20 protein-coding genes are annotated in these 21,923 nt (G+C 56.4%); 6 read left to right on the top strand and 14 right to left on the bottom strand.

The window, feature by feature from the left end; translation table 11 throughout:
• The first annotated feature begins 127 nt into the window (after nucleotides 1–127).
• Nucleotides 128–808: a D-lyxose/D-mannose family sugar isomerase gene (locus tag ACKPCT_RS02960; RefSeq protein WP_319568334.1), complete on the top strand. Its 681-nt coding sequence runs from the start codon at nucleotides 128–130 to the stop codon at nucleotides 806–808.
• An 81-nt stretch (nucleotides 809–889) separates the two neighbouring features.
• Here ACKPCT_RS02960 and ACKPCT_RS02955 read toward each other — a convergent pair whose 3' ends face one another.
• Both ACKPCT_RS02955 and ACKPCT_RS02950 read right to left on the bottom strand, forming a co-directional pair.
• Complete coding sequence (locus ACKPCT_RS02955; protein WP_319568333.1) at nucleotides 890–2,869, bottom strand: bifunctional 2',3'-cyclic-nucleotide 2'-phosphodiesterase/3'-nucleotidase; 1,980 nt, start codon at nucleotides 2,867–2,869, stop codon at nucleotides 890–892.
• 310 nt (nucleotides 2,870–3,179) lie between these two features.
• Nucleotides 3,180–3,764: a TetR/AcrR family transcriptional regulator gene (locus ACKPCT_RS02950; protein ID WP_319568332.1), complete on the bottom strand. Its 585-nt coding sequence runs from the start codon at nucleotides 3,762–3,764 to the stop codon at nucleotides 3,180–3,182.
• An 82-nt stretch (nucleotides 3,765–3,846) separates the two neighbouring features.
• Between ACKPCT_RS02950 and ACKPCT_RS02945 the strand changes: the two genes are divergently transcribed.
• Nucleotides 3,847–4,725, top strand: a complete 879-nt coding sequence (locus tag ACKPCT_RS02945; RefSeq protein ID WP_319568331.1) for a DMT family transporter — start codon at nucleotides 3,847–3,849, stop codon at nucleotides 4,723–4,725.
• A 91-nt stretch (nucleotides 4,726–4,816) separates the two neighbouring features.
• On the opposite strand, the gene ACKPCT_RS02940 is transcribed toward ACKPCT_RS02945, so the two are convergent.
• The 7 genes from ACKPCT_RS02940 to paaN form a co-directional block, all read right to left on the bottom strand.
• Nucleotides 4,817–6,787 (bottom strand): 3-hydroxyacyl-CoA dehydrogenase NAD-binding domain-containing protein, encoded by a 1,971-nt coding sequence (locus tag ACKPCT_RS02940; protein ID WP_319568330.1) that lies wholly within the window; start codon nucleotides 6,785–6,787, stop codon nucleotides 4,817–4,819.
• Nucleotide 6,788: 1 nt separating this feature from the next.
• Nucleotides 6,789–7,490 (bottom strand): ABC transporter ATP-binding protein, encoded by a 702-nt coding sequence (locus ACKPCT_RS02935; RefSeq protein WP_090074970.1) that lies wholly within the window; start codon nucleotides 7,488–7,490, stop codon nucleotides 6,789–6,791.
• Nucleotides 7,477–8,286 (bottom strand): ABC transporter ATP-binding protein, encoded by an 810-nt coding sequence (locus ACKPCT_RS02930; RefSeq protein ID WP_090074969.1) that lies wholly within the window; start codon nucleotides 8,284–8,286, stop codon nucleotides 7,477–7,479. The genes ACKPCT_RS02935 and ACKPCT_RS02930 overlap by 14 nt, the downstream gene beginning before the upstream one ends.
• Nucleotides 8,283–9,239 carry a branched-chain amino acid ABC transporter permease gene (locus ACKPCT_RS02925; RefSeq protein WP_319568329.1) on the bottom strand — a complete coding sequence of 319 codons (957 nt, stop codon included), beginning with the start codon at nucleotides 9,237–9,239 and terminating at the stop codon, nucleotides 8,283–8,285. Before ACKPCT_RS02925 ends, ACKPCT_RS02930 begins: the two co-directional genes overlap by 4 nt.
• A gap of 3 nt (nucleotides 9,240–9,242) precedes the next feature.
• Nucleotides 9,243–10,115 (bottom strand): branched-chain amino acid ABC transporter permease, encoded by an 873-nt coding sequence (locus ACKPCT_RS02920; protein WP_090074967.1) that lies wholly within the window; start codon nucleotides 10,113–10,115, stop codon nucleotides 9,243–9,245.
• 63 nt (nucleotides 10,116–10,178) lie between these two features.
• Nucleotides 10,179–11,327, bottom strand: coding sequence for an ABC transporter substrate-binding protein (locus ACKPCT_RS02915; RefSeq protein WP_090074966.1), 1,149 nt, complete (start codon nucleotides 11,325–11,327; stop codon nucleotides 10,179–10,181).
• A gap of 48 nt (nucleotides 11,328–11,375) precedes the next feature.
• Nucleotides 11,376–13,028: a phenylacetic acid degradation protein PaaN gene (paaN, locus tag ACKPCT_RS02910; protein WP_319568328.1), complete on the bottom strand. Its 1,653-nt coding sequence runs from the start codon at nucleotides 13,026–13,028 to the stop codon at nucleotides 11,376–11,378.
• Nucleotides 13,029–13,163: 135 nt separating this feature from the next.
• Here paaN and paaG point away from each other — a divergent pair, with 135 nt between their 5' ends.
• The 4 genes from paaG to ACKPCT_RS02890 all read left to right on the top strand — a co-directional run bounded on the left by paaG (nucleotide 13,164) and on the right by ACKPCT_RS02890 (nucleotide 16,447).
• The gene (gene paaG / locus ACKPCT_RS02905; RefSeq protein ID WP_175528178.1) at nucleotides 13,164–13,958 is read left to right on the top strand and encodes a 2-(1,2-epoxy-1,2-dihydrophenyl)acetyl-CoA isomerase PaaG; all 795 of its coding nucleotides are present in this window, start codon (nucleotides 13,164–13,166) and stop codon (nucleotides 13,956–13,958) included.
• 1 nt (nucleotide 13,959) lies between these two features.
• On the top strand, nucleotides 13,960–14,430 hold the full coding sequence (gene paaI / locus ACKPCT_RS02900) for a hydroxyphenylacetyl-CoA thioesterase PaaI (RefSeq protein ID WP_210186819.1): 471 nt from the start codon (nucleotides 13,960–13,962) through the stop codon (nucleotides 14,428–14,430).
• A gap of 16 nt (nucleotides 14,431–14,446) precedes the next feature.
• Entirely contained in the window at nucleotides 14,447–15,757 is a 1,311-nt protein-coding gene (paaK, locus tag ACKPCT_RS02895) for a phenylacetate--CoA ligase PaaK (protein WP_090074964.1), read from the top strand.
• A 90-nt stretch (nucleotides 15,758–15,847) separates the two neighbouring features.
• Nucleotides 15,848–16,447 carry a TetR/AcrR family transcriptional regulator gene (locus ACKPCT_RS02890; RefSeq protein ID WP_090074963.1) on the top strand — a complete coding sequence of 200 codons (600 nt, stop codon included), beginning with the start codon at nucleotides 15,848–15,850 and terminating at the stop codon, nucleotides 16,445–16,447.
• 173 nt (nucleotides 16,448–16,620) lie between these two features.
• Here the strand turns inward: ACKPCT_RS02890 and paaZ are convergent, their stop codons facing one another.
• Genes paaZ through paaC form a run of 5 tightly spaced genes read right to left on the bottom strand, consistent with a single transcriptional unit; the run spans nucleotide 16,621 to nucleotide 21,850 of the window.
• The gene (gene paaZ / locus ACKPCT_RS02885) at nucleotides 16,621–18,699 is read right to left on the bottom strand and encodes a phenylacetic acid degradation bifunctional protein PaaZ (protein WP_319568327.1); all 2,079 of its coding nucleotides are present in this window, start codon (nucleotides 18,697–18,699) and stop codon (nucleotides 16,621–16,623) included.
• A 26-nt stretch (nucleotides 18,700–18,725) separates the two neighbouring features.
• Nucleotides 18,726–19,490, bottom strand: coding sequence for a Phenylacetic acid catabolic protein (locus tag ACKPCT_RS02880; protein ID WP_319568326.1), 765 nt, complete (start codon nucleotides 19,488–19,490; stop codon nucleotides 18,726–18,728).
• Nucleotides 19,480–20,556 carry a 1,2-phenylacetyl-CoA epoxidase subunit PaaE gene (gene paaE, locus ACKPCT_RS02875; RefSeq protein WP_319568325.1) on the bottom strand — a complete coding sequence of 359 codons (1,077 nt, stop codon included), beginning with the start codon at nucleotides 20,554–20,556 and terminating at the stop codon, nucleotides 19,480–19,482. Before paaE ends, ACKPCT_RS02880 begins: the two co-directional genes overlap by 11 nt.
• Before the next feature lie 21 nt (nucleotides 20,557–20,577).
• On the bottom strand, nucleotides 20,578–21,123 hold the full coding sequence (paaD, locus tag ACKPCT_RS02870) for a 1,2-phenylacetyl-CoA epoxidase subunit PaaD (RefSeq protein WP_090074959.1): 546 nt from the start codon (nucleotides 21,121–21,123) through the stop codon (nucleotides 20,578–20,580).
• Nucleotides 21,124–21,127: 4 nt separating this feature from the next.
• Nucleotides 21,128–21,850, bottom strand: coding sequence for a 1,2-phenylacetyl-CoA epoxidase subunit PaaC (gene paaC, locus ACKPCT_RS02865; RefSeq protein WP_407652475.1), 723 nt, complete (start codon nucleotides 21,848–21,850; stop codon nucleotides 21,128–21,130).
• Nucleotides 21,851–21,923 lie beyond the last annotated feature (73 nt).

Here is a 21,923-nt window from a genome sequence, read left to right as displayed (position 1 = left end):
CAAACAGTTAGAGATTTATCCAACCTAGCTATTGTAACGATATAAAGTTCTCTCGATTTGTCCTATACTACCTTCAATTGCAGCGTTGCAGTCAATTTTCTAACAGCGAATTCAGAGAGCAGCTTTGATGAAACGTTCCCATGTCAATGAAATCCTGAAAGAGGCAGACAGCTTCATTCGATCCTTCGGCTACATTTTGCCACCCTTTGCCTATCTCTCTCCCGAAGAGATGAAGGCCACCGACCATAGCCTCTATGTCGAACGCGCCATGGGGTGGGACATCACCGATTACGGACTTGGGAAATTTGATGAGCTTGGCCTGTTTCTGTTCACCGTGCGCAACGGCATTGCAGACGACCTCAAACGCGGCAAAGGCATGCTCTATGCGGAGAAGATCATGATCAGCCGCAAAGACCAGCTTTCCCCAATGCATCGCCATTATCTGAAGGCCGAAGACATCATCAACCGCGGCGGCGGCAAGCTGGTGCTCGAACTCTGGGCGCCGAATGAAGAAGGGACAATCGATCGCGAAAAGGATGTCGTGGTTCCCATTGACGGCCGTATGAAGACCCTCAAGGCAGGCAGCCACCTTAAGCTGGATCCGGGTGAAAGCATCACGCTGATGCCGGGCGTCTGGCATTCCTTCTGGGGTGAAGGCGACGATGTGCTGATCGGCGAAGTGTCTACCGTCAATGACGACAAGACCGACAACTGGTTCGAAATGGATATCGGTCGCTTCTCCTCCATCGAAGAAGACGAAGCACCACGCCATCTGCTCGTCTCCGACTATGATACATTCCTGAGCTAGTATTCTTAAAAAGCCAGATACAAAAACACCCGCAAGCTGAGAGACTTGCGGGTGTTTTCATTTCCAATGGAGTAAGCCGATTTATAGCGAGATTCGATAAACCCCGAAGCCGGCTTCGCTGGTCTCGCCGGTTGCCTCGATGGAAACCGCTTCTACATCCTCGACGAAAGCAGCCGCTTTCGGCCCTGTTTCAAACAGAACCGTCGTGTCAGCCAGAGGAGCCAGCGACCAGTTAGAATCTGCGGTCGGATTTACGGTCCCCTTCTCGACAATGTAGCGCACAATCACATCGCGGTTGGTATCCGGCGCGGTCAGAATGATGGTGGAACCATCACAGCCCGGGAAGTAGCCGCCTCCGCCAGCGCGATAGTTGTTGGTTGCCACAATGAATTCGGCTTCAGGGTCAACCGGTTTGCCGTCATACATCAGATCGACAATGCGGTTGGCGTCGGGATTGATTTCTTCCTTTCCATCAGAAGAATATTTTGACGGCTGGGAAATATCGATCTTGTAGGTTACTCCGTCGATCACATCAAAATTGTAGGATGGGAAGTCTGGATTGAGCAAAGTCTGATCTTTGCCACCGGCTTCCACCTGATTGAAGATCCCGGCGGAACGCTCAAGCCAATCCTTGACTTGCTGACCGGTGACTTTCACCGCCCGTGCCGTGTTGGGATAGAGATAGAGGTCTGCCACATTCTTGATGGCGACCGGACCGGCAGGCACATCAGTATAATAATCTGGCCCACCACGACCGCCGCATTTGAACGGAGCAGCAGCAGAAAGCAGCGGCAACCCTTCAAACTCGGAGCCCTTCAGCATCTGCGCGGTGTACCAGAGCTGCGCATTGGAGACGATCTGCACGGATGGATCATCAGCCACCAGCGCGAAATAGGAATAAAGCGCCGAAGCAGCTTCCCCCACCGGACGGCGGATATAATCAAGGGTTTCCTCATGGGTTTTCTGGACAGGAGCCAGAACCGACGCCACGCTTTCCACCAGAGGAATATATTTCCGTTTTTCGCGCTTGTAGATCGGACGGGCCTCGGACACATGCGAAGCAATGGCCCATTTGCCATCTTCATTCTTCTCAAGCAGCAGATCGATCAGCCCCAGATGCGAGCCCCAGAAGCCGGCCATAACCGCCGGTTTGCCCATCAGGGTACCTTTCTCGTTGTCGACACCCTTGATGTCGGCATAGTTGCCAGGAAAGACACGGTGATGATGGCCGGTAAAGACAACGTCGACATCCTTCACACCGGCCAGATAGAGAGAGGCGTTTTCCATACCTTCGGAATAACCACCACCGGCAATGCCCGAATGGCATAGAGCGATAATCAGTTCGGCGCCCTCTTCCTTCATTTGCGGCACATAGGCTTCGGCTGTCTTGACGATATCGCGCGTCATGACCTTGCCTTCCAGATTGGCCATATCCCATGTCATAATCTGTGGCGGCACAAAGCCGATGAAGCCAAGCTTGATGGCATGCTCGTTGCCGTCACCATCCTTGATCGTCTTTTCAAGAATTTCATAAGGCTTGATCAGGGTTTTGTCCTTGGTGGGGTCAGCTCCGGGAGTAACACCCATGGCGATATTGGCGCAAACGAAGGGGAAGTTTGCGCCCGCGAGTGCCTTCTTGAGGAAATCGAGGCCATAGTTGAATTCATGGTTGCCAAGGGTAGCCATGTCATAACCAAGGGTATTCATGGCCGCCATCATTGGATGCAGCTGATCCCCTTCAAACCCGCGTTCATAGGCAACATAATCCCCCATCGGATTGCCCTGAATAAGATCCCCGTTATCCAGCAACATGGAATTGGACGCTTCGGCGCGGATGTCATTGATCAGCGCGGCCGTGCGCGCAAGACCGGCTGAATCCGTTGGCTTGTCACCGTAATAATCATAAGGAAAAATCGCGACGTGAATGTCGGTTGTTTCCATCAGACGCAAATGAGCCTGCCCCGCCTTTGCAAAGGCGGAAAAAGGATGCAAAGCAATCAGCGCACCTGCACCAGCAGCACCAGCCAGAAAGCGACGACGGGAAAGTGAGAGTGTGGACATAATCAAGCGCTCCTTGGATTAAAATAGACACTTCATTGAAAACACGAGCGAAATAGGCATCAAACAGACAACCAGCCCCGCAATGCGAGCAAAGACCGAGCGAGTGCGAGCCAACTGCATCTCCTCAGGACGATTTTCGCTCCAATACCAACAAACAGGTTGTAGAGTTTATGTGCTTTTATTGTGACGCACACAGGCCTTCACGCCAATCGGGAAGAAAGTCACAGATAATATGCATGAGGCAGGAAGAAAAAGGCCCCCGACCTCTCTCTTGCCCTCTCATAGGCAGCGTCCCCATCGCGAATGGTCATCATTCAAGCGGCAGGCCATGAAGAAAAAGCAGGAGACTAAAATCCACATGACTGCGAATCTGTTCAGCTGACATCCCCTCCTCCCTACGCATCAGCAACGGCGTCCGCTCGGAAAGCAGCATGGCGTTATACATATGCGCATAGGCCTTTGCGTCTTGTTCTGGCAGATACTGACTTAGAAAAAGCGTCAGCTTGCCCAGCCAATAGGGCTGCGCATGAGAGCGAAACAAATCGCCTAGCTCGCTGCTGTCCCTGCTTTCCGATAGCATCAAGCGAAACAAAGCCATATGGCGCGGCTGCATGTGACGAGACAGAAAGGCCACACCATAGCGCTGCAACTCTTGACTCAGCGTCCCCCCTTCAGCAAAGAAAAATTCTGTTTCATCTTCATCGAAACGACCAAGAAGCGCAGTAAACAGCGAAACTTTGGAGGGAAAGTAGCGATAAACCGTCTGCTTGGTGACCCCCGCCTCCAACGCCACGGCATCCATGGTGGTACCACTATAGCCATTGGCCAGAAACAGCCGTTCGGCAGCCTCCACGATGGTTTTCTGTTTCAAACGGATTTTTTCGGCAGCTTTCATAAGAACACCAACAGTGCTTGCAAATCATACTCACCAGTATTATGTTCAAATTCTTGAAAATACAAGTCAGGATTAATCATCAATGACACATCACGAAAAAGGTCTTACCTATCTTCTGGTCGCCGCCGCTCTCATGAGTCTGGATGCGGTCTTCATCCGCCTGTCAGGCCTGCATGGCTTTGCGCCGTCTTTCCTGTTCGGCGTCTTCTCGCTGATCTCGATGACTCTGCTGACCCGCATTCGGGAAGGCCATCTGCTTCCTGTCATAAAGGCCGGTGGCTTCATGCTGCTTGTCTCTGGCGCCATCATGGGCGTCAGCGGAACAGCCTTTACCCTTGCTGTGCAAAAAACGACCGTCGCCAATGTGCTGCTCATCATGAGCGTAACGCCCATTCTCTCGGCCATCTTCAGCTGGATTTTCCTCAAGGAGCGCCTGCAGAAGCAAACATTCTTTGCCATCCTCCTCTCCATGGCCGGCATGTATATCATCGTCCGAGGCTCTCTGGCATCGGGCGGTATTGCTGGCGACCTGATCGCGCTCACCGCATCGCTGGCCGTATCATTGAATTTCGTCGTCTGGCGCAAATTCAGCCAGCTCAACCGCTCTCTGGTGGTCGGCGCTGGTGGCCTGTTCATTGGCCTGTTTGCCGTACCGTTCATCGAGGTGGGCGACTTTGATATGTATGGCGTGCTGATCATGATGATCATGGGCCTGTTTACCGCCCCCGTCGGCCGCATGCTGAATGCCATGGCCACCCGCCTTATCTCCGCTCCGGAAGTCAGCCTCATCGCGCAGATCAAGATTGTCATCGCACCGGTGATCATCTGGGCTCTGTTCGGAGAAGTTCCTAGTGAGGCAACCTTCATAGGCGGCAGCCTCATTCTGATTGCCGCCTTGGGTCAGCCACTTCTCAAGCTCTATCAAATGAAACGAGCACCGGCACCTGCCATCGCAGAATAAGAGCAGACGGACCATCTGCTCAAGGACCAAATTCGTGACCAAAAAAGAAAGCGCAACCTGCATCAATCAGGCTGCGCTTTTGTCTTGTTTCTTATCCTGCGAGATTTGTTAGGCCCATCCGTTCGGCCCAGAACATCGGCCCCCCTTTCCAGCGCGGGAACCCATATCCATGGATTTCGACCAGATCGATGTCCGATGGTTGCCCGGCGATCCCTTCTTCCAGAAGAGCCTGCCCTTCTCTCGCCATCGCAGTGATCAAATGGCTTGAGATTGCATCCAGAGGCATTGGCTTTTGAGCCTTCATTCTCCCCTTGAGCAACTGGGCAACTGCGTCCGAAGGGCGCGGGGTGCGGTCTCCTTTGTTGTAGTCATACCAGCCGCCGCCGGTCTTCTGCCCCTTGCGCCCCGCTTTGACCAGAATGTCTCCCAGCGTTTCGGGCACGTCTTTTCCTGCGGCACGCGCACCTTCTCGCTGTAGAAAGGCGATATCAAGCCCTCCCAGATCCTGCGCTTCGAACGGCCCCATCCGGAAACCGAAAGCCCGCATCGCTTGATCGATATCAGCAATGGCTACACCATCAAGCAGAAGCGTCTCTGCTTCGCTCCGATAGCGCTTGAGAATGCGATTACCGATGAAACCTTCGCAAATACCGGCCTTGACCGGCATCTTGCCCAACTGCCGCGCAAGCGCAAAGGCTGATGCCAGCACCTCCTCAGCCGTTTCAGTCACCGGCACAATCTCCAGCAACTTCATGATGTGGGCCGGACTGAAGAAATGCAGCCCGATGAACCGCTCCGGATTGGGAAGGCCCTCAGCAATTGCGCGCGGATCGAGATAGGAGGTATTGGTCGCAAGAATGGCATCAGGCCGACAGTGAAGCACAAGCTCCGCAAAGACAGAGCGCTTCACCCCGATTTCCTCAAAAACAGCCTCAATGACAAGATCGCACGGCACCAAAGCGCTATAGTCCACGCTGCCAGTAACGCCGTCCATGCACTCGGCTTTGCCTTTGGCATCCAGCTTGCCGCGTTTAACAGCTCCATCGAACAAGGTGGACAGGGTATCCATCCCGCGATCCAAAGCGGCTTGATCCCGCTCAATCAGCACAACGGGCAGGCCTGCCTGTCTCAGGGCAGCCGCAATGCCCGCGCCCATGGTCCCCCCCCCAATCACCCCGACAGTATGCACTTGTCGTGGCGTAACGAAGCGCAGGGCATCAGGTCGACCGGCTGCCCTTTCTGCAAAAAACACATGACGCAAGGCTGCTGCCTCGTCTGACTGGCGCAACGTAAGAAACGCTTCGCGCTCCTTCGCCATCGCATCCGAGAAGGGAAGCTCGGATCCCTGACGGATCAATTCCAACGCCTTCACAGGGGCCTGATGTCCAGCTTTGGCCACGGCCTTCTTTGCCTCTTGCCAAAAAGCTTCTGGCATCGGCTCCACAGGGCGCTCTGAAGCCACTTCAGGCAAGGGGCGGTCCAAGGCGGCTCGCGCAAAGGCTATCGCCTCGTCTTCCAAATTCCCTGCGACGACGCTGTCCAAAAGGCCTGCAGACAGTGCCTTGTCTGCCTTCCATGGCCGTCCGCTGGTGACAAGTTCCACCGCAGAGGCTACCCCGGCAAGACGCGCGGTGCGCACAGTGCCAGAGGCCCCCGGCACGATGCCCAACGTCACCTCAGGCAGCCCGACCTTGGCGTCTGGTGCAGCAACACGAAAGCGGCATCCCATGGCCACCTCGAACCCGCCCCCCAGAGCGGTCCCGTGGATCGCAGCAATCCAGGGCTTTCGAGCCCCTTCGATACGTGCAACCACATCAGGCAAGTGGGGCGGTTGAGGGGGCTTGCCGAACTCACGGACATCTGCACCGGCAATAAAGGTTCGCCCCGCACACTGCAGCACCACCGCCCGCACAGCCTCATCAGCCTCGCAATCCTCAACAGCATCCAGCAATCCTTGGCGGAGAGCCACCGAGAGCGCATTGACCGGCGGATTGTCAACCGTGACGATGGCAATATCACCCGCACGGCGCAGGCGAACAACAGATGAATTTTTCGCGTCCATATCAAATCCCCAAATAGGCTTCACGAATGCGCGGATCTGCAATCAACTCCGATGCAGGACCGCTCATCGTCACCTGCCCCGTTTCCATCACATAGCCGCGATCGGCGATCTTGAGCGCTCCGAAGGCATTCTGTTCCACCAGCAAAACCGTCACATCGCGCGCCTTCAGGCTTTCAACCACCTCAAATATTTGCGCGACCAGCAAAGGCGCCAGCCCCATCGACGGTTCATCCAGCAAAAGGCAATGCGGACGCCCCATCAGGGCCCGCGCAATGGCCAGCATCTGCTGCTGCCCTCCAGAAAGCCCGCCCGCCATCAGGTTGCGCTTTTCCTTGAGGATCGGAAACATGGTGAAAGCATCCTGCATATCCGCATCCACCCGATCATCGCTGAAAAGAAAGGCACCAAGGCGCAGATTTTCCTCCACCGACAGATTGGTGAATATTTGCCGCCCCTCCGGCGACTGCGCTAGTCCACGTTCCAGTCGCTTGAAGGCAGGCACTGCTGTGATCACCTCACCACGAAAATCGATCTGCCCCGAAGTGACAGGTTGCGTACCGGAAAGGCACTTGAGGAGCGTTGTCTTGCCTGCCCCATTGGCCCCCACCACGGTCACAATCTCACCTGACTTGACCTGCAGATCGATCCCGTGCAGCACCTCGATGCGCCCATAGGCCGAATGCAGTTTCTCAACCGTCAGCATTGGCAACCTCCCTTTCCACGCTCGGGGTATCCTGCCCCGCCTCCGCGCCCAGATAGGCCGAAATCACCTCGGGATTTTTCGAAACCTCTTCCGGGCTGCCTTCGGCGATTTTCTCACCGTGATCCAGAACGACAATATGATTGGAAATCCGCATCACCATCTTCATGTCATGCTCGACCAGCAGAATAGCGATGCCAGAGGCAGCAAGCTCCGCGATAAATGAATCGATCTCTTCGGTCTCGACCGCATTGCAGCCAGCCGCCGGTTCATCAAGCAGCAAAACCCGTGGCTCCATAGCCAGTGCGCGCACGATTTCCAGCCGCTTGAGCGATCCGTAGGACAGATTGCCCGCCACTTGGTCGGCGGCCTTGTCCAAACGTACCCGCTTCAGCAGATCCATGGCTTTCGTCCGCACCTCCCGTGCCCGTCGTTTTGTGCTCGGCAAAGAGAGAATGTCGGCCAACAAATGACCTCGCTCGGCCAGATGAAAGCCGACAATGACATTTTCGAGCACAGTCATATCCTGAAAAATCTGCAGATTCTGGAATGTGCGCGTCAGTCCCTTGCGCGCCAGACGGTGTGATTCAAACCGTGTGACATCCTGCCCATCGAGCAGTACCCGCCCCGTGTTGGGCAGATAGACGCCGGAAATCATGTTGAAGAGGGTCGTCTTGCCTGCGCCATTTGGCCCGATAACCGAGACAACTTCGCCCGGCTTGGCAGAAAAGCCCACATCATTGACCGCCCTTAGGCCACCGAAGCTGATCCCCAGTCCTTCAATTTGTAAAAGCGTCATTCTCCCCTCCCTCTCAACCGGGCAGCGATGGAAGGCAACAGCCCTTTGGGCAGAAAGATCATCACTAGGATCATCACAAGCCCCATGACCAACTGCTCATATTCGGCGAATATCGTGAGAACCTGTGGCAGCAATGTAAGTATCGCCGCCCCTAATGTGGCCCCCAGAACAGAGTTGACGCCTCCCAGAACAGCCATGGTCACCATTTCGATGGAATGCATGAAGCCGGCAACATCAGGTGTGATGAACTTATTCTGTAAGGCCAGAAGAGACCCGGCCACCGACGCATAGACAGCAGAAATCACGAAGGCTTGCAGCTTTACCTGCGCAACATCGATACCGACAGTACGCGCGGCGACTTCCGAGCCGTGCAGCGCCCGCATGGCCCGTCCGGTCGCGCTATGGAACAGATTGAGCGCAATCCAGACCCCAATCAGCAAGACGGCCCCACAGACCAGATACCAGAATTCTCCGCTGGAAAGCTTGACACCGGCATCCTTGAGCCAGCTTCTCAACCCCAGTTTCGCCACAGCCGTTCCATCCGGACCGCCTGTCAGTGCGCGCTCATTGGTCAAAACCATGGAGACCAGAATGCCGAACCCCAAAGTGGCAACCGCGAGATAATACCCTTTGAGACGCAAGATCGGCTTGCCGATAAGCGCTGCCATACCAGCAGAAACAACAGCACCCAGAATGACTGAGAAAGCTGGATGTAACCCGACATAATCAGGTCCCAGAGCGCAGGCATAGGCCCCTATGCCAGCAAATCCGGCATGGCCAAGGCTGATCTGGCCCGCATAACCGATCAGGATCACCAGACCGACGACGCTGAGGGCGTTGACAAAGATCAGCGCTCCGACCCGATAATAGTATCCAGAGGGAAAAAATGCCGGCAACGCGATGATCAGCACAAACACGATCGCCAGTTGTATCCATTTCAGATTTGATTTCATGGATCAGACCCTCTCGGTGTGCTTGGCGCCGAACAAACCCTGCGGCATGGCAAACAACACAGCCAGAATGACGATGAAGGCTACCGCATCCTTATATTGTGAACTGAGATAGCCAGCTGTCATCGCTTCCAGAAGACCAAGAAGGATGCCGCCAACAAGCGCCCCTTTCGGGTTGCCCATGCCGCCCAGCATGGCAGCCGCAAAACCCTTGAGCGCCAACCCGACCCCAACGTCATAGGCAACCAGCGTGATAGGAGTGACCAGAACGCCAGCGAGCGCCCCAATGGCTGCGGACAGAGAGAAGGAAAGCGTCATCACCCAACCGGTATTGATGCCGACCAGCTGTGCGGCCAGTCTATTATTGGCTGTTGCCAACACGGCCTTGCCTGTCAGGGTTTTGGTAAAGAAGGCCCAGAGGCCGAAAAAGACGGCAAAGGCCCCACCGACAACCCACAGGCTCTGCGGAAGAATCGCAGCCCCGAGCAAACGTATAGGTTCATCGCCCGAGAAAGAGGGAAAGCGGTGCAACTGTTTGTCAAAAACCAGCTGCGCGGCACCCCGGATGAAAATCGACGCCCCGATGGTGATAATGATCAATGAGACCACCGGCGCACCACGGGCCGGTTCAATCGCCAGCTTGTTGAGCGCCACGCCAACAAGGGCGGTGAGCGCAATGGCAATGACCGCAGCCAGAGGCAGAGGCAACCCTGCGGCATGGGCAAAAACGGTTGTCATACCGCCCAGCATGACGAATTCGCCCTGTGCGAAATTCACCACATCGGAAGCGTTATAGATAATTGTAAAGCCCAGAGCAACGAGCGCATAAACTGCGCCGACGGTCATTCCAGACAAAAGAAACTGCATCAAGGCATCCATGAGCGGCTCTCCCTTTAAGATCGAGTCGATTGAGGCGGGGCAACAGCCCCGCCCGATGCGCATTTATTCTGCAAGAGCCCAGCCACCATCGCGGATTTCGAGCATGCGAAAGGCGCTGAGATCCAGACCGAGATGGTCATTGGCAGAGAAGCTGTAGGTGCCGGTTGTCCCCACCAGACCGGATGTGTCCTCAAGCGCATTGCGGATTGCTTCAGCATCAGAGCCTGCTTTGGCCATGGCACTTGTCATCAGCAAAAAGGCATCATTGGCGTAGCCGCCAAAGGTGGACACCTTCTGCTCATACTTGCCCTCGAAAGCGGACTTGTAAGACGTAACAACATCCTTCTGTGGGTCTCCATCGGGCAGAATATCTGCGATCAACAGGGCCGTTCCCGGCAGTCTGACGCCCTCGGATGCCTCGGCACCGGCCAGCTTGATAAAGCCGTCAGAGGCCACACCATGGCTTTGATAAAGCGGCAAGTTGATGCCAAGCTGCGCCTTGTTGCGCGTCACGATCGCCGGCCCCTGACCAAAGCCGGGGTTGAGGATCGCCTGCACGCCTTCGGTCTTGGAAATCTTGGTGAGCTGCGGTGTCATGTCCGCATCCTGCGGCCCATAAGTCTCATCCGCGATCACCTCTATACCGTGCTCCGCAGCGATATCATGGCACTGCGCCTGCATCGATGCGCCAAACCCGTCCGTACCGGAAATCATGCCGATTTTGGTGAGCTCACGCGCCGCCATATCCGTAAAGATCTTGGCGCATGCCATTCTGTCCGTATGCGGCGTTTTGAACACATAGTCGCGCACCGGATCAATGATCTGGATGGCACCAGCCAACGAGATGAACGGAATTTCCTCGTCTTCCGCCACCGAAATAATCGACATGGTGGTCCCCGTCGTTGAGCCACCAATGATGGCAACCACTTCGTCATCTTCCACCAGACGAGTAGCAAAGGTGCGAGCCTTGTTGGGGTCGCCACCATCGTCATAAAGGAATAGCTCGATCTTTTCACCATTGATGCCACCGGCCTCATTGACCTGCTCCACGAGCATTTCGATGGTTTTGGCCTCCGGGTCCCCCAAAAAGGCCGCAGGCCCCGTTGCAGAGACACTCGCCCCCAGACGAATTTCAGCAGAAGCCGGAGCGGCAAGGCTGATAACGCCAAGCGCAACAAGTGTAGTCATGGCAGTAGTAATTACAGGTTTCATGGATAGTCCTCCCTAGATATCCAGTTGATGAAATTGGCTCAATGCCGCTTAAGCGACCTTGGGCCAACGGATCATGACGCGCCGGAAACGCGACGCGACAAAGGCAGTATCCGTCAGGCAGGCATTGCCCGAAGGATTGGCGCCAGTAACGTGAAAGTCGGAAAAAGCCGCCGATTGATTGACAAAAATATTGCCCGTCAGATTGACCGACAGATTGACTCCAGCATGCGCGAAGGCATCCTCGGCCTCCGTGATCAGATCCTGATCCGTGGCATACAGAGCAGCGGTAATCGCCCCTTTCTGTCGGGCAATGCTTGATGCACGCGCGATAGCATCGGATGCGCTTTCACATGGAATGAAGAATGACACCGGCCCGAAGCACTCCTCCTGCTCCGCCCCCTCTTCTTCCCCGTCAAGCGCCAACAACAGCGGCGTTGCACTGCGGCCAATCCCCGTCTCGCCGCTATCGCGGACAATACGTCCGATACCACGCGACACGGCCACCCGCGCAAGGGTCGCCGGGTTGGCAATGGTGCCGCATATCCCGGAAGCTCGTTCCCCATCAGACAGCAATTTGTCGACAGAGAAGGCGATACCCTTGGCCACGTCATCAAAGCTCTTGGGCCCCTCATCACTGTCTATGCCAGTGGACGGGATATAGATATTCTGCGGCGAAGTGCACATCTGCCCCGAATAGAGCGACAGCGAAAAGGCAATATTGTTGCACATGCCCTTGAAATCTCGGCATCCGGTTATCGTAATGGAGTTAACGCCGGTCTCTTCGGTATAGACCTGTGCCTTGCCTGCATGCTTGCGTAGCCAAGCGCCAAAAACCGAAGAACCAGTATAATCGATCAGGGAAAAGGCGCCGCTATCCACGAGCTCTTGCGTCATCTCCTGTCCAGGCTCATCGGCAGCAAGCAGAACCACATCGGCCGGTAGCTCGGCTTCCACCAGCACTTCGCGTAAAACTCTGACGGTAAGGGCAAGGGGCAGAATGGCCGCCGGATGTGGCTTGACAATGACCGTATTACCCGTAGCCAGACTGGCAAAAATCCCCGGATAGCCATTCCAGGTGGGGAAGGTGTTGCAGCCAATGGCTAACGCCAGTCCGCGCGGCACCAGTTTCCAGCGTTTTTCCAGAATGATGGAGGCCAGCTTGCCTTGCGGCTTCTCCCATGTCGCCTCGCGCACGGTCGCGTTCATCTCAACCCACGCAGCGGCAACCGCCTCCAGTCCACGATCCTGCGAATGCGGCCCACCAGCCTGAAAGGCCATGGGAAATGCCTGCCCGGTGGTATGCATCACCGCGTGCCCCATCAGGAAACTCATGGCATTAAGCCGCACCAGAGCCTCTAGCAGAACCCCGACGCGCACCTCCGGGCTGGCTTCGGCCCATTCACCAGCAACGGCCTCAGAAGCTTCAATCAGCTGCGATGCATCAGCTGTGGGATAATTAATCTTGAGCGGCAGCCCCCAAGGAGATTCTTCCATGCCCACCCTGTCGGTTTCCGGATGATCGGGTAGCGCAAACCGATGACCAATTAGTCTATCAAAGGCCGCCTGACCATCTTCGCGAGCGCTCTCGCCATAGAAACGGCCGCTGGGGATTTCCGGAAACGGCGTCCAGAATTCCCGCGATTTCAGCGCAGAGACAGCATCAGTCAGCAGCGCATGATGGCGAATATAAAAATTAGTCATTGGTCCCCCACATTCAGTATCCGGCATATAATTGACCGTCCGGACGATTTATTCAAGCGTATAATTGACCGTCCGGACGGTTTATGCAACAAGTCTTTCGTTGGCTCTACAAAAGTGGACCTTGGGGGAGAACAAATGAACATATCCGAGACCGTGCTGTCGGATCTGAAGAATGGCGTGCTCAGGCTCACGCTCAACAGACCGGACAAACTGAACTCATTCAACGATGAGATGCATCTTGCCTTGCGGGCACAAATGGAACGCGCTCTTGCGGATGCGGATATCCGCGCCGTTCTGCTAACAGGAGCAGGACGCGGCTTTTGCGCCGGGCAGGATCTGGGAGACCGCGATCCTCGCAAGGGAGGAGCCAAACCGGATCTCGGACAAACGCTTGAAACATTTTACAATCCAACGCTGCGCCTGATCCGCTTGCTGGAAAAGCCCGTGCTCTGCGCAGTCAATGGCGTTGCCGCAGGTGCAGGAGCCAATATCGCTCTGGCCTGTGACATCGTTCTGGCTGCGAAATCGGCAAAATTCATTCAGGCCTTTTCCAAGATTGGCCTTATTCCCGATGCCGGAGGAAGCTGGTCTCTCACCCGCATTCTGGGCGAACCGAGAGCCAAGGCGCTGGCGATGCTGGCAACTCCTCTTCCTGCGGAACAAGCCGCCGACTGGGGCCTGATCTGGAAGGCTGTGGATGATGAAGCGCTGATGGAAGAAGCAAGTGCCATGGCCGAGCAGCTTGCCGCTGGCCCTACCGTTGGTCTGGGACTGAGCAAACGCCTCATCCAGGCCGCTTCCGATCAGCCCTTGGACACGCATCTAGATATGGAACGTGACTGCCAGCGCACTGCTGGTCAGACCGACGACTATTCTGAAGGTGTCGCAGCCTTTCTGGAAAAACGCCCAGCCAACTTCAGGGGGTGCTGATATGGACCAGATGACAACCATGCCCCCGCAAGAGCTGGCCGAAGCCTGCGCTCAGGCTATGTGGGACGGGGATTCCACCTCCCAAAAGCTCGGCATGAAACTGGAGCATGTAGCGCCCGGTGAGGCCGTTCTGTCTATGATGCTCACCGAAGCCATGACCAATGGTCACGGCAATGCGCACGGCGGCTATCTCTTTACCCTGGCAGACAGCGCCTTTGCCTTTGCCTGCAACACATACAACCAAATCACCGTCGCGCAGAATTGCGCTATCACTTTTCTTGCACCGGGCACCCGTGGCGACCGCCTGACGGCCTCCGCCCGCGAGCGGTCCCGCTCGGGCCGTTCCGGTCTTTATGACGTGCAGGTGGTGCGTGAAGACGGAACCATCATTGCTGAATTTCGCGGCCATGCCCGCACCGTAAAAGGGACACTGCTGTCGTCCCAAACCGTCGCCAAGAGCGATGACGTCTGATCCTGGGGAGGAAACAATGAACGATCTGACACCAACCAAAAACCTTCTTGATCCGATCGAAGTCGCCTCGCGCGACGAGATTTCGGCTCTTCAATATCACCGTATGCGTCGGTCTCTGGCCCACGCTTATGAGAATTCCCCCTTCTATCGCAAACGTTTTGATGAGCATGGGGTTCATCCTTCTGACCTCAAAACCCTTGCGGACCTGTCCAAGTTCCCGTTCACTCAGAAGACGGACCTAAGAGACACCTATCCCTTCGGTATGTTTGCTGTTCCGCGCGAAAAGCTGGTGCGAATTCATGGCTCATCCGGCACCACGGGCAAACCCACAGTCGTCGGCTATACACGCAAGGATATCGACGTTTGGGCCGATCTGGTCGCCCGTTCGATTCGCGCCTCCGGCGGGCGCCCCGGCGATATCGTACATGTGGCCTATGGCTATGGACTCTTTACCGGCGGTCTGGGCGCCCACTATGGCGCAGAGCGACTGGGCTGCACCGTTGTGCCAATCTCCGGCGGCATGACTGAGCGGCAAGTGACACTCATTCAGGATTTCAAACCATCAATCATCATGGTCACGCCATCCTACATGCTCTCGATTCTCGATGAGTTCCGCCGTCAGGGACTGGACCCGCGAGAAAGTTCGCTCAAGGTCGGCATTTTTGGTGCCGAGCCATGGACCAACAGCATGCGCGAAGAGATCGAACAGGCCTTCAACATGCATGCCGTCGATATCTATGGTCTCTCCGAAGTGATGGGGCCCGGTGTTGCCAATGAATGCGTGGAGACGAAAGACGGCTTGCATATCTGGGAAGACCACTTCTATCCCGAGATCATTGATCCAGCCACCGGTGAAGTACTGCCAGACGGGGAAATGGGCGAGTTGGTCTTTACCACTCTGACCAAAGAGGGATTGCCGATGGTACGCTATCGCACCAGAGACCTCACCCGCCTGTTGCCCGGAACGGCACGATCCATGCGCCGGATTGAAAAAATCACCGGTCGCTCTGATGACATGATCATCCTGCGCGGGGTCAATGTGTTTCCAACCCAGATCGAAGAGCAGATCCTCAAATGCGATGGCCTCACACCGCACTTCCAAATCGAATTGTCGCGCAAGGATCACAAGGACACCATGGTTGTTCACGTGGAAGCCTCTACCGATCATGTCTCCGAAGACGCCCGCAAGGCCTCCGCAGTGGAGCTTTCCCACCACATCAAATCCGTAGTTGGTGTAACAGTCAGGATCGATGTACGCGATCCACAAGAACTGGCCAGATCCGAAGGCAAGGCCAAGCGCGTTGTCGACAATCGGCCAAAAATTTAACCGACCGTATGGTCAACTATAGCAAATTTGGTGTATAGGGGGCATAATAGCCCCCTACTTTCGTCTTCAGCATTTTGGAGAACTCTGTCCATGGCCAGAACACGCGCAAACGATTTCGAAGAAAAACAACATAGTTTGCTGCTGGATGCGGCACGAGTCTTCGCAACGCAAGGCATGGAAAAAGCCTCCATGTCGCAGATCGCATCCGCCGCCGGCGTGTCCAAGTCCCTGCTCTATCACTATTATCCATCCAAGGATGCGCTGATTTTCGAGATCGTGCATTCTCATCTCGAAGAGCTGGATCAAGCTCTGACGGACGCGGATGATCCATCCCTGCCTGCAGAAGAACGACTAGAAAAGCTGGTCCGGACGGTCATAGAGGCCTATCGCGGCGCAGACGATCAACACAAAGTGCAGCTCAACGCCAGTCAGGCGCTCTCAGCCGAGCAGCGCGCCGAAATCGTCAAGGTGGAGCGCCGCGTCGTCAAACGCTTCTCCAGCACGCTACGCGAGATCCACCCGATTCTGGATGATCCCGACCGCCCACTGCTGATGCCAGTCACCATGTCTTTGTTCGGCATGATGAATTGGGTCTATATGTGGTTCAAGGAAGATGGCCCCATTTCCCGCGAGGACTATGCCCGTTTGGCAACTGTGCTCATTCTGGAAGGGGTGAAAGCCGTCCGCTAGGCGCCGCCTTCCCCAAGACAGCATTGATATAGCCAGAGATAGCCCCGAGAGTCGGCCCAGAGCGTCAGCAAGCAGACTGGATGTTGCTCAGCCCCTCAATGCGCTCAAAACAGCAAAAGCCAATCTAGGGGCCTGAACCGGCATCGATGCCGGTTCAGGCCCCTTTCCGCCAACTATTCCGCAGCATCAGACAAGGACAGGGGCCAGCTTTTGGCCACCATGGTCAACACGTCATAGTGCGCCACGATCTCGCCCTTCTGATTGACCACCTGACAGTCCCAACGCACCTCACCATGCTCGGCATTTTCGCGAGGATTGATCTCCTTGCAGGTAAGGCGCACCCGCAAGCTATCGCCAAAATAGACCGGCATCATGAAGCGCATAGCATCGACACCATAGTTGGCCAGCACCGGCCCCGGTTCGGGATCAACGAACAGACCTGCCGCAAAAGAGGCGATGAGATATCCATGGGCGACGCGATCCTCAAAGAACGGATTTGCCTTGGCCGCAGCGCTATCCATGTGCGCATAAAAGGTGTCACCGGTAAATTCGGCGAAATGCTCCACATCAGCCTGCGTAACCGGGCGGGCGTCCGTGACGATTTGATCCCCGATCTCAAGGTCGGCAAGGGACTTGCGAAACGGATGCACATCATGTTGCACCGGTGCGCCATCAACCCACTGTCCCGTGACGGCCGATAGCATCGCTGGAGCGCCCTGAATGGCGGTGCGCTGCATGAAATGCTTCACACCACGCATCCCCCCCATTTCCTCGCCGCCACCGGCACGGCCCGGTCCACCATGCACCAAGGGTGCAAGCGGAGAGCCATGGCCCGTCGAGCTTTTGGCCGAAGCCCGATTGCCGATCATCACGCGCCCATGGAATGACGCAAGCCCCGCCACCATTTTGGCAGCCAGTGCTCCATCATCCGTGAAGACAGAGGAGACAAGCGACCCTCGCCCCTTACGACAAAGAGCAATGGCCTCTTCCGGATCATCATAAGGCATCAGCGTTGCCACAGGCCCAAAGGCCTCGATGCCATGCACCGCCTCCCCTTCCTGCGGATTGGCAGAGCGCAACAGCACCGGAGCCATGAAGGCGCCTTTTTCCCCATCGCCCGAGACCAAAAGGCAGCTTTCAGGATCACCAACCACGAGCTCTGCTTCGGTCATCAATTCGGAAGTGCGCGCACGAACTTTTTCTCGATCCTTGAGGGAAACGAGCGCGCCCATACGCACGGAAGCGTCTGTCGGCAGCCCGATCGGCACCTGCTCAAGCCTGGCCGTGAGCGCCTCCACGAAGGCGGTTTCATGGGATCGAGGCACCATGATGCGGCGAATGGCGGTACATTTCTGCCCCGCCTTGGCGGTCATCTCACGCGCCACCTCACGCACGAACAGATCAAATTCCGGCGTCCCGGGGCCCGCATCCGCACCAAGCACAGATGCATTCAGACTATCGGCCTCCATCGTGAAACGAACGGAATTGGCAATGATGGCCGGTTTGCTCCTAAGCATCTGACCAGTTGTGGCCGAACCGGTGAAGGTCACCACATCCTGCTCGGTCACATGATCCAGCAGATCACCCGGATCACCGGTTACAATCTGCAAGGCACCGTCGGGCAGCAGACCGGTTTCCAGCATGCGCCGCACCACCAATTCTGTAAGATAGGCGGTCTGGCTAGCTGGTTTGACGAGGCAAGGCATGCCCGCAATCAGCGAAGGAGCGATTTTCTCCAACATGCCCCAAACCGGAAAATTGTAGGCGTTGATGTGAATGGCCACACCTTCCATCGGCGTCAGAATATGTTGCCCCATGAAGGAGGTATCCCGCGCTAAAGTCTCGACAGGCCCTTCCGTCAGCACCCGTGCATTGGGAAATTCCCGCCGCGCCTTGGATGCAAAGGTCAGCATGGTTCCAATGCCGCCCTCGATATCGGGCCAGGCATCGCTGCGCGTGGCCCCAGTGGCAAAGCTCTCCTGATAGAAGTCTTCCTTCAGCTCCATCAGCTTCAGGCCAAGTGCCTTGAGCATCAGGGCGCGTTGATGGATCGTCATGGCCCGCAAAGCGGGCCCGCCCACCGCACGCCCCCATTCAAGAGCTGCACGAAAATCAAGCCCCTTGGTTCCTATCAAGGCATGCACCACGCCTGTGGCAGCATTGGCAACAGGCGCGCCCTCGCCTTCACCCGTGCGCCAGGCGCCGACAACATAACTTTCCAGACGGCGCGGAGACAGGGTCTCGTCCTTCATGATTGTTCCTTTCTACTTGGATTAGCCTAGCTCAGCCCGAGCGCTGCAATCTCGCCCCTGGAAGCTTTCTGCCATGCGTCGAGAAGCACCTCGTTAGTGCTGTGTCGCAGCCCTTTCCGATGCAACCGCTCGAACCGTTCCGAGCCAATCACACCGAAGGTCGCCGCCACGCGTGGATACCAATAATCAATTGAGGCTGCGGCTTCAGGCCGCCCTTCGGCCCTGGAGCAGATATCCTCCAGCGCGACTCGCCCCATCTCCTTGTGGCGCGCTTCAACAGGGGCAATCTCCCGGATCGCTTCAGCGAGCGGGCTATAGGAAACCTGAGCCAGCTCTCCAAGCTGGATGCCCGTTGCCAGCCCCATCAGCAGGTTCATGACGCAGGCATCCGTCCAACTGACAAGCGGCGCATGAAAAACCGAAAGGCGCATGTCGCCCCCTTGGCGGCAAGGGTCAATGGCAGCGTCACGCGGCATGCGAGCCGCCCAATCATGGGCCCGATTGTAGAGAGCCTTGTCAGTGCCGAAATCTTCCATGAGATCGAGCACCTTTTCCGCGCTGGCCGCCTTCTCAAGAGTGATCCGGCAGGCCGCAATCCGCTGCGCGATACCCGGAGCCCAATTGATGGCATTGGCAAAACCGGCAGAGCCAGCCAATTCGCTGTCAACAAAGGACGACATCAGCTTCAAAAGCTCGGCACGATAGCGTGGGGATACATTCTCCGGCGAGGTGAGCTTTCCCCCTTGCGCGAGATACTCATCAATCGGCATCAGTCCTGTATCACTCGTCATAGCTCAACACCACCTTGTCCGAGACCGGCGCACATTGGCACGACAGCACATAGCCAGCCTTCACCTCATAGTCCTCAAGAGCATGATTCACAGCCATCTCGACCTCGCCCTCCAGCACACGGGCCCGACAGGTGGAGCAAACCCCGGCCTTGCAGGAAAACGGAGCATCCATGTTATTGGCAATCGCTGCTTCGAGAATCGAATTGCCATCCTTGGGCATCGTGAAGCTGCGCGTTGCGCCATCCAGGGTCACCGAGACCGCGCAGCTGTTGCGCGTGACCGACGCTTCTTTGGAAACGACCTGCTTGCGAGCCCGGCCCGGCTGAGACGTGGCAAAAAGCTCGAACTTGATCTGCTCATCAGAAATACCATGCTTGCGCAGATTGTCCGCAATGGTCAGCATCATGGGCTCTGGTCCGCAGATGAAGGCGGTATCAACACTGTCGGCCTCAATCCAGAGATTGAACAGGGCGTCCAGTTTCTCGTCATCAATGCGGCCGGTGAAGAGATCGATTTCCTGCCCCTCACTCTTGAGAATATGGATCACGGACAACCGGCCCAGATACATATTCTTGAGGTCTTCCAGTTCCTCGCGGAACATGATCGAACTCATCTGCCGATTGGCATACACCAGCGTGACGTTGGATTTCGGTTCGCGAGCCAGGACCGTCTTGATGATCGAGAGCACCGGTGTAATACCCGACCCTCCAGCAAAGGCGAGATAAGTTTTCTCAGCTGCCGGATCAATCTGCGTGAAGAAGCGACCCGCCGGTGGCATGGCGTCTATATGGTCGCCCACCTTCAGCTCTTCATTGGCCCAGGTGGAAAAGGCTCCCCCCTCAACGCGTTTGATCCCGACCTTCAGGCACCCCTCGTCAAGGCCCGCGCAGATGGAATAGGAACGCCTCAGCTCTTCCTGATCAAACATCCGGCGAAAGGTGAGATATTGCCCTTGCGTAAAGGCGAAAGCCTCCGCATCTGCAGGGTCGGGTTTTAACGTCAGGACCACGGCATCGCGGGTTTCGCGACGCACATCGATCACTTCAAGTGATGAAAATCGTGACATGGCAAGCCTCTCCTCCAAGGCTTAGATGCATTTGAAATAGTCAAAGGGTTCCAGACAGTCCTTACAGCGCCACGAGGCTTTGCAAGGGGTGGAGCCGAACTGGCTGACACGTTCCGTGTTGGTCGAAGCACACCGCGGGCATTCCACCACCAGATTGCTCTTGCCGCTCATGCGGCGCGCCCGTGCGGCCATGACACCACTGGCTGCAGTGCCATCAATCGGCGGCGCAATCCCGAAGGCGCGCAGCTTCTCGCGCGCATCCCGAGCAATCCAGTCGCTGGTCCATGGGGGTGACAGACGCCGTTCAAGACGCAGTTGATCAATGCCCTTTTCACGCAGCTTTTCTTCGATGGCGAGATCTATCACAGCCGTTGCCGGACAGCCCGAATAGGTCGGTGTGACGGCAACAACAAGCGTTTCGCCCTCATAGCGGACCTCTCGCACAATCCCTAACTCGATGACTGAAACGACCGGAATTTCCGGATCTGGCACATCAGCCAGCCAGCCCCAGACGATATCGACAGAAGGCTGCACTATGGAAGCGGATAGGTTCTGCTGAGTGACCATGGTTCTACCAACGTGCGCCCGGATAGGCCCGCTGCAAAAACTGCATTTCAGCCAGAATATAGCCCAGATGCTCCGTATGACGCCCAATGACGCCACCGGTTTGGGCAAAGCCTGCTGGCCCCGGCATATCGAGCATGGCCTCAGCCAACACCGAGCGCACAGTTTCCTCCCATTCGGCTTTCAAATCCGAAGGGTCTGGGGCTATGCCCGCCTTGGCCACGGCTTCGTCCACCGCATCGGCAACGAACATCTCGTCCACATAAGGCCAGAGCTGACCAACGGCAGCCTGCATACGGCGTTGGCTCTCATCCGTGCCATCCCCCAGCCGGACAACCAGATCCGAGGAGCGCTCCAGATGATAACTGGCTTCCTTGACAGCCTTGGCTGCAATCTCGGCAACCCGTGGACTGACCGAACCGGTAAGGCGCATCAACAGGGCATAGTGGCGAGCATCAAACAGGAACTGGCGCATGATCGTCACGCCCATGTCGCCATTGGGCAGCTCACAGAGCAATAGATTGCGGAATTGCAGCGCATCGCGCAGATAGGCCAGCGCATCCGCGTCCCGTCCCTTGTCTTCAACCTCGCCGGCAAGCCCCAGCCACATCTGGGTGTGGCCAATCAGGTCCAGCGCCGTATTGGCCATAGCGATGTCTTCTTCAAGTGCGGGGGCATGCCCGCACCATTCAGACACCCTGTGCCCCAGCACTAGAGCGCTATCCCCCATGCGACACAGCCACTCAAAGAAGGCGGGTGCCAGAGCATCATCGCTGACAAACCGGTCCTCGACCGGGTTCAGT

It is taken from the genome of Cohaesibacter marisflavi (assembly GCF_963665895.2).
GTDB lineage: Bacteria > Pseudomonadota > Alphaproteobacteria > Rhizobiales > Cohaesibacteraceae > Cohaesibacter > Cohaesibacter marisflavi.
Note: the sequence above shows the minus strand (reverse complement) of the source record. Positions and strands in the feature narration are given on the sequence as shown.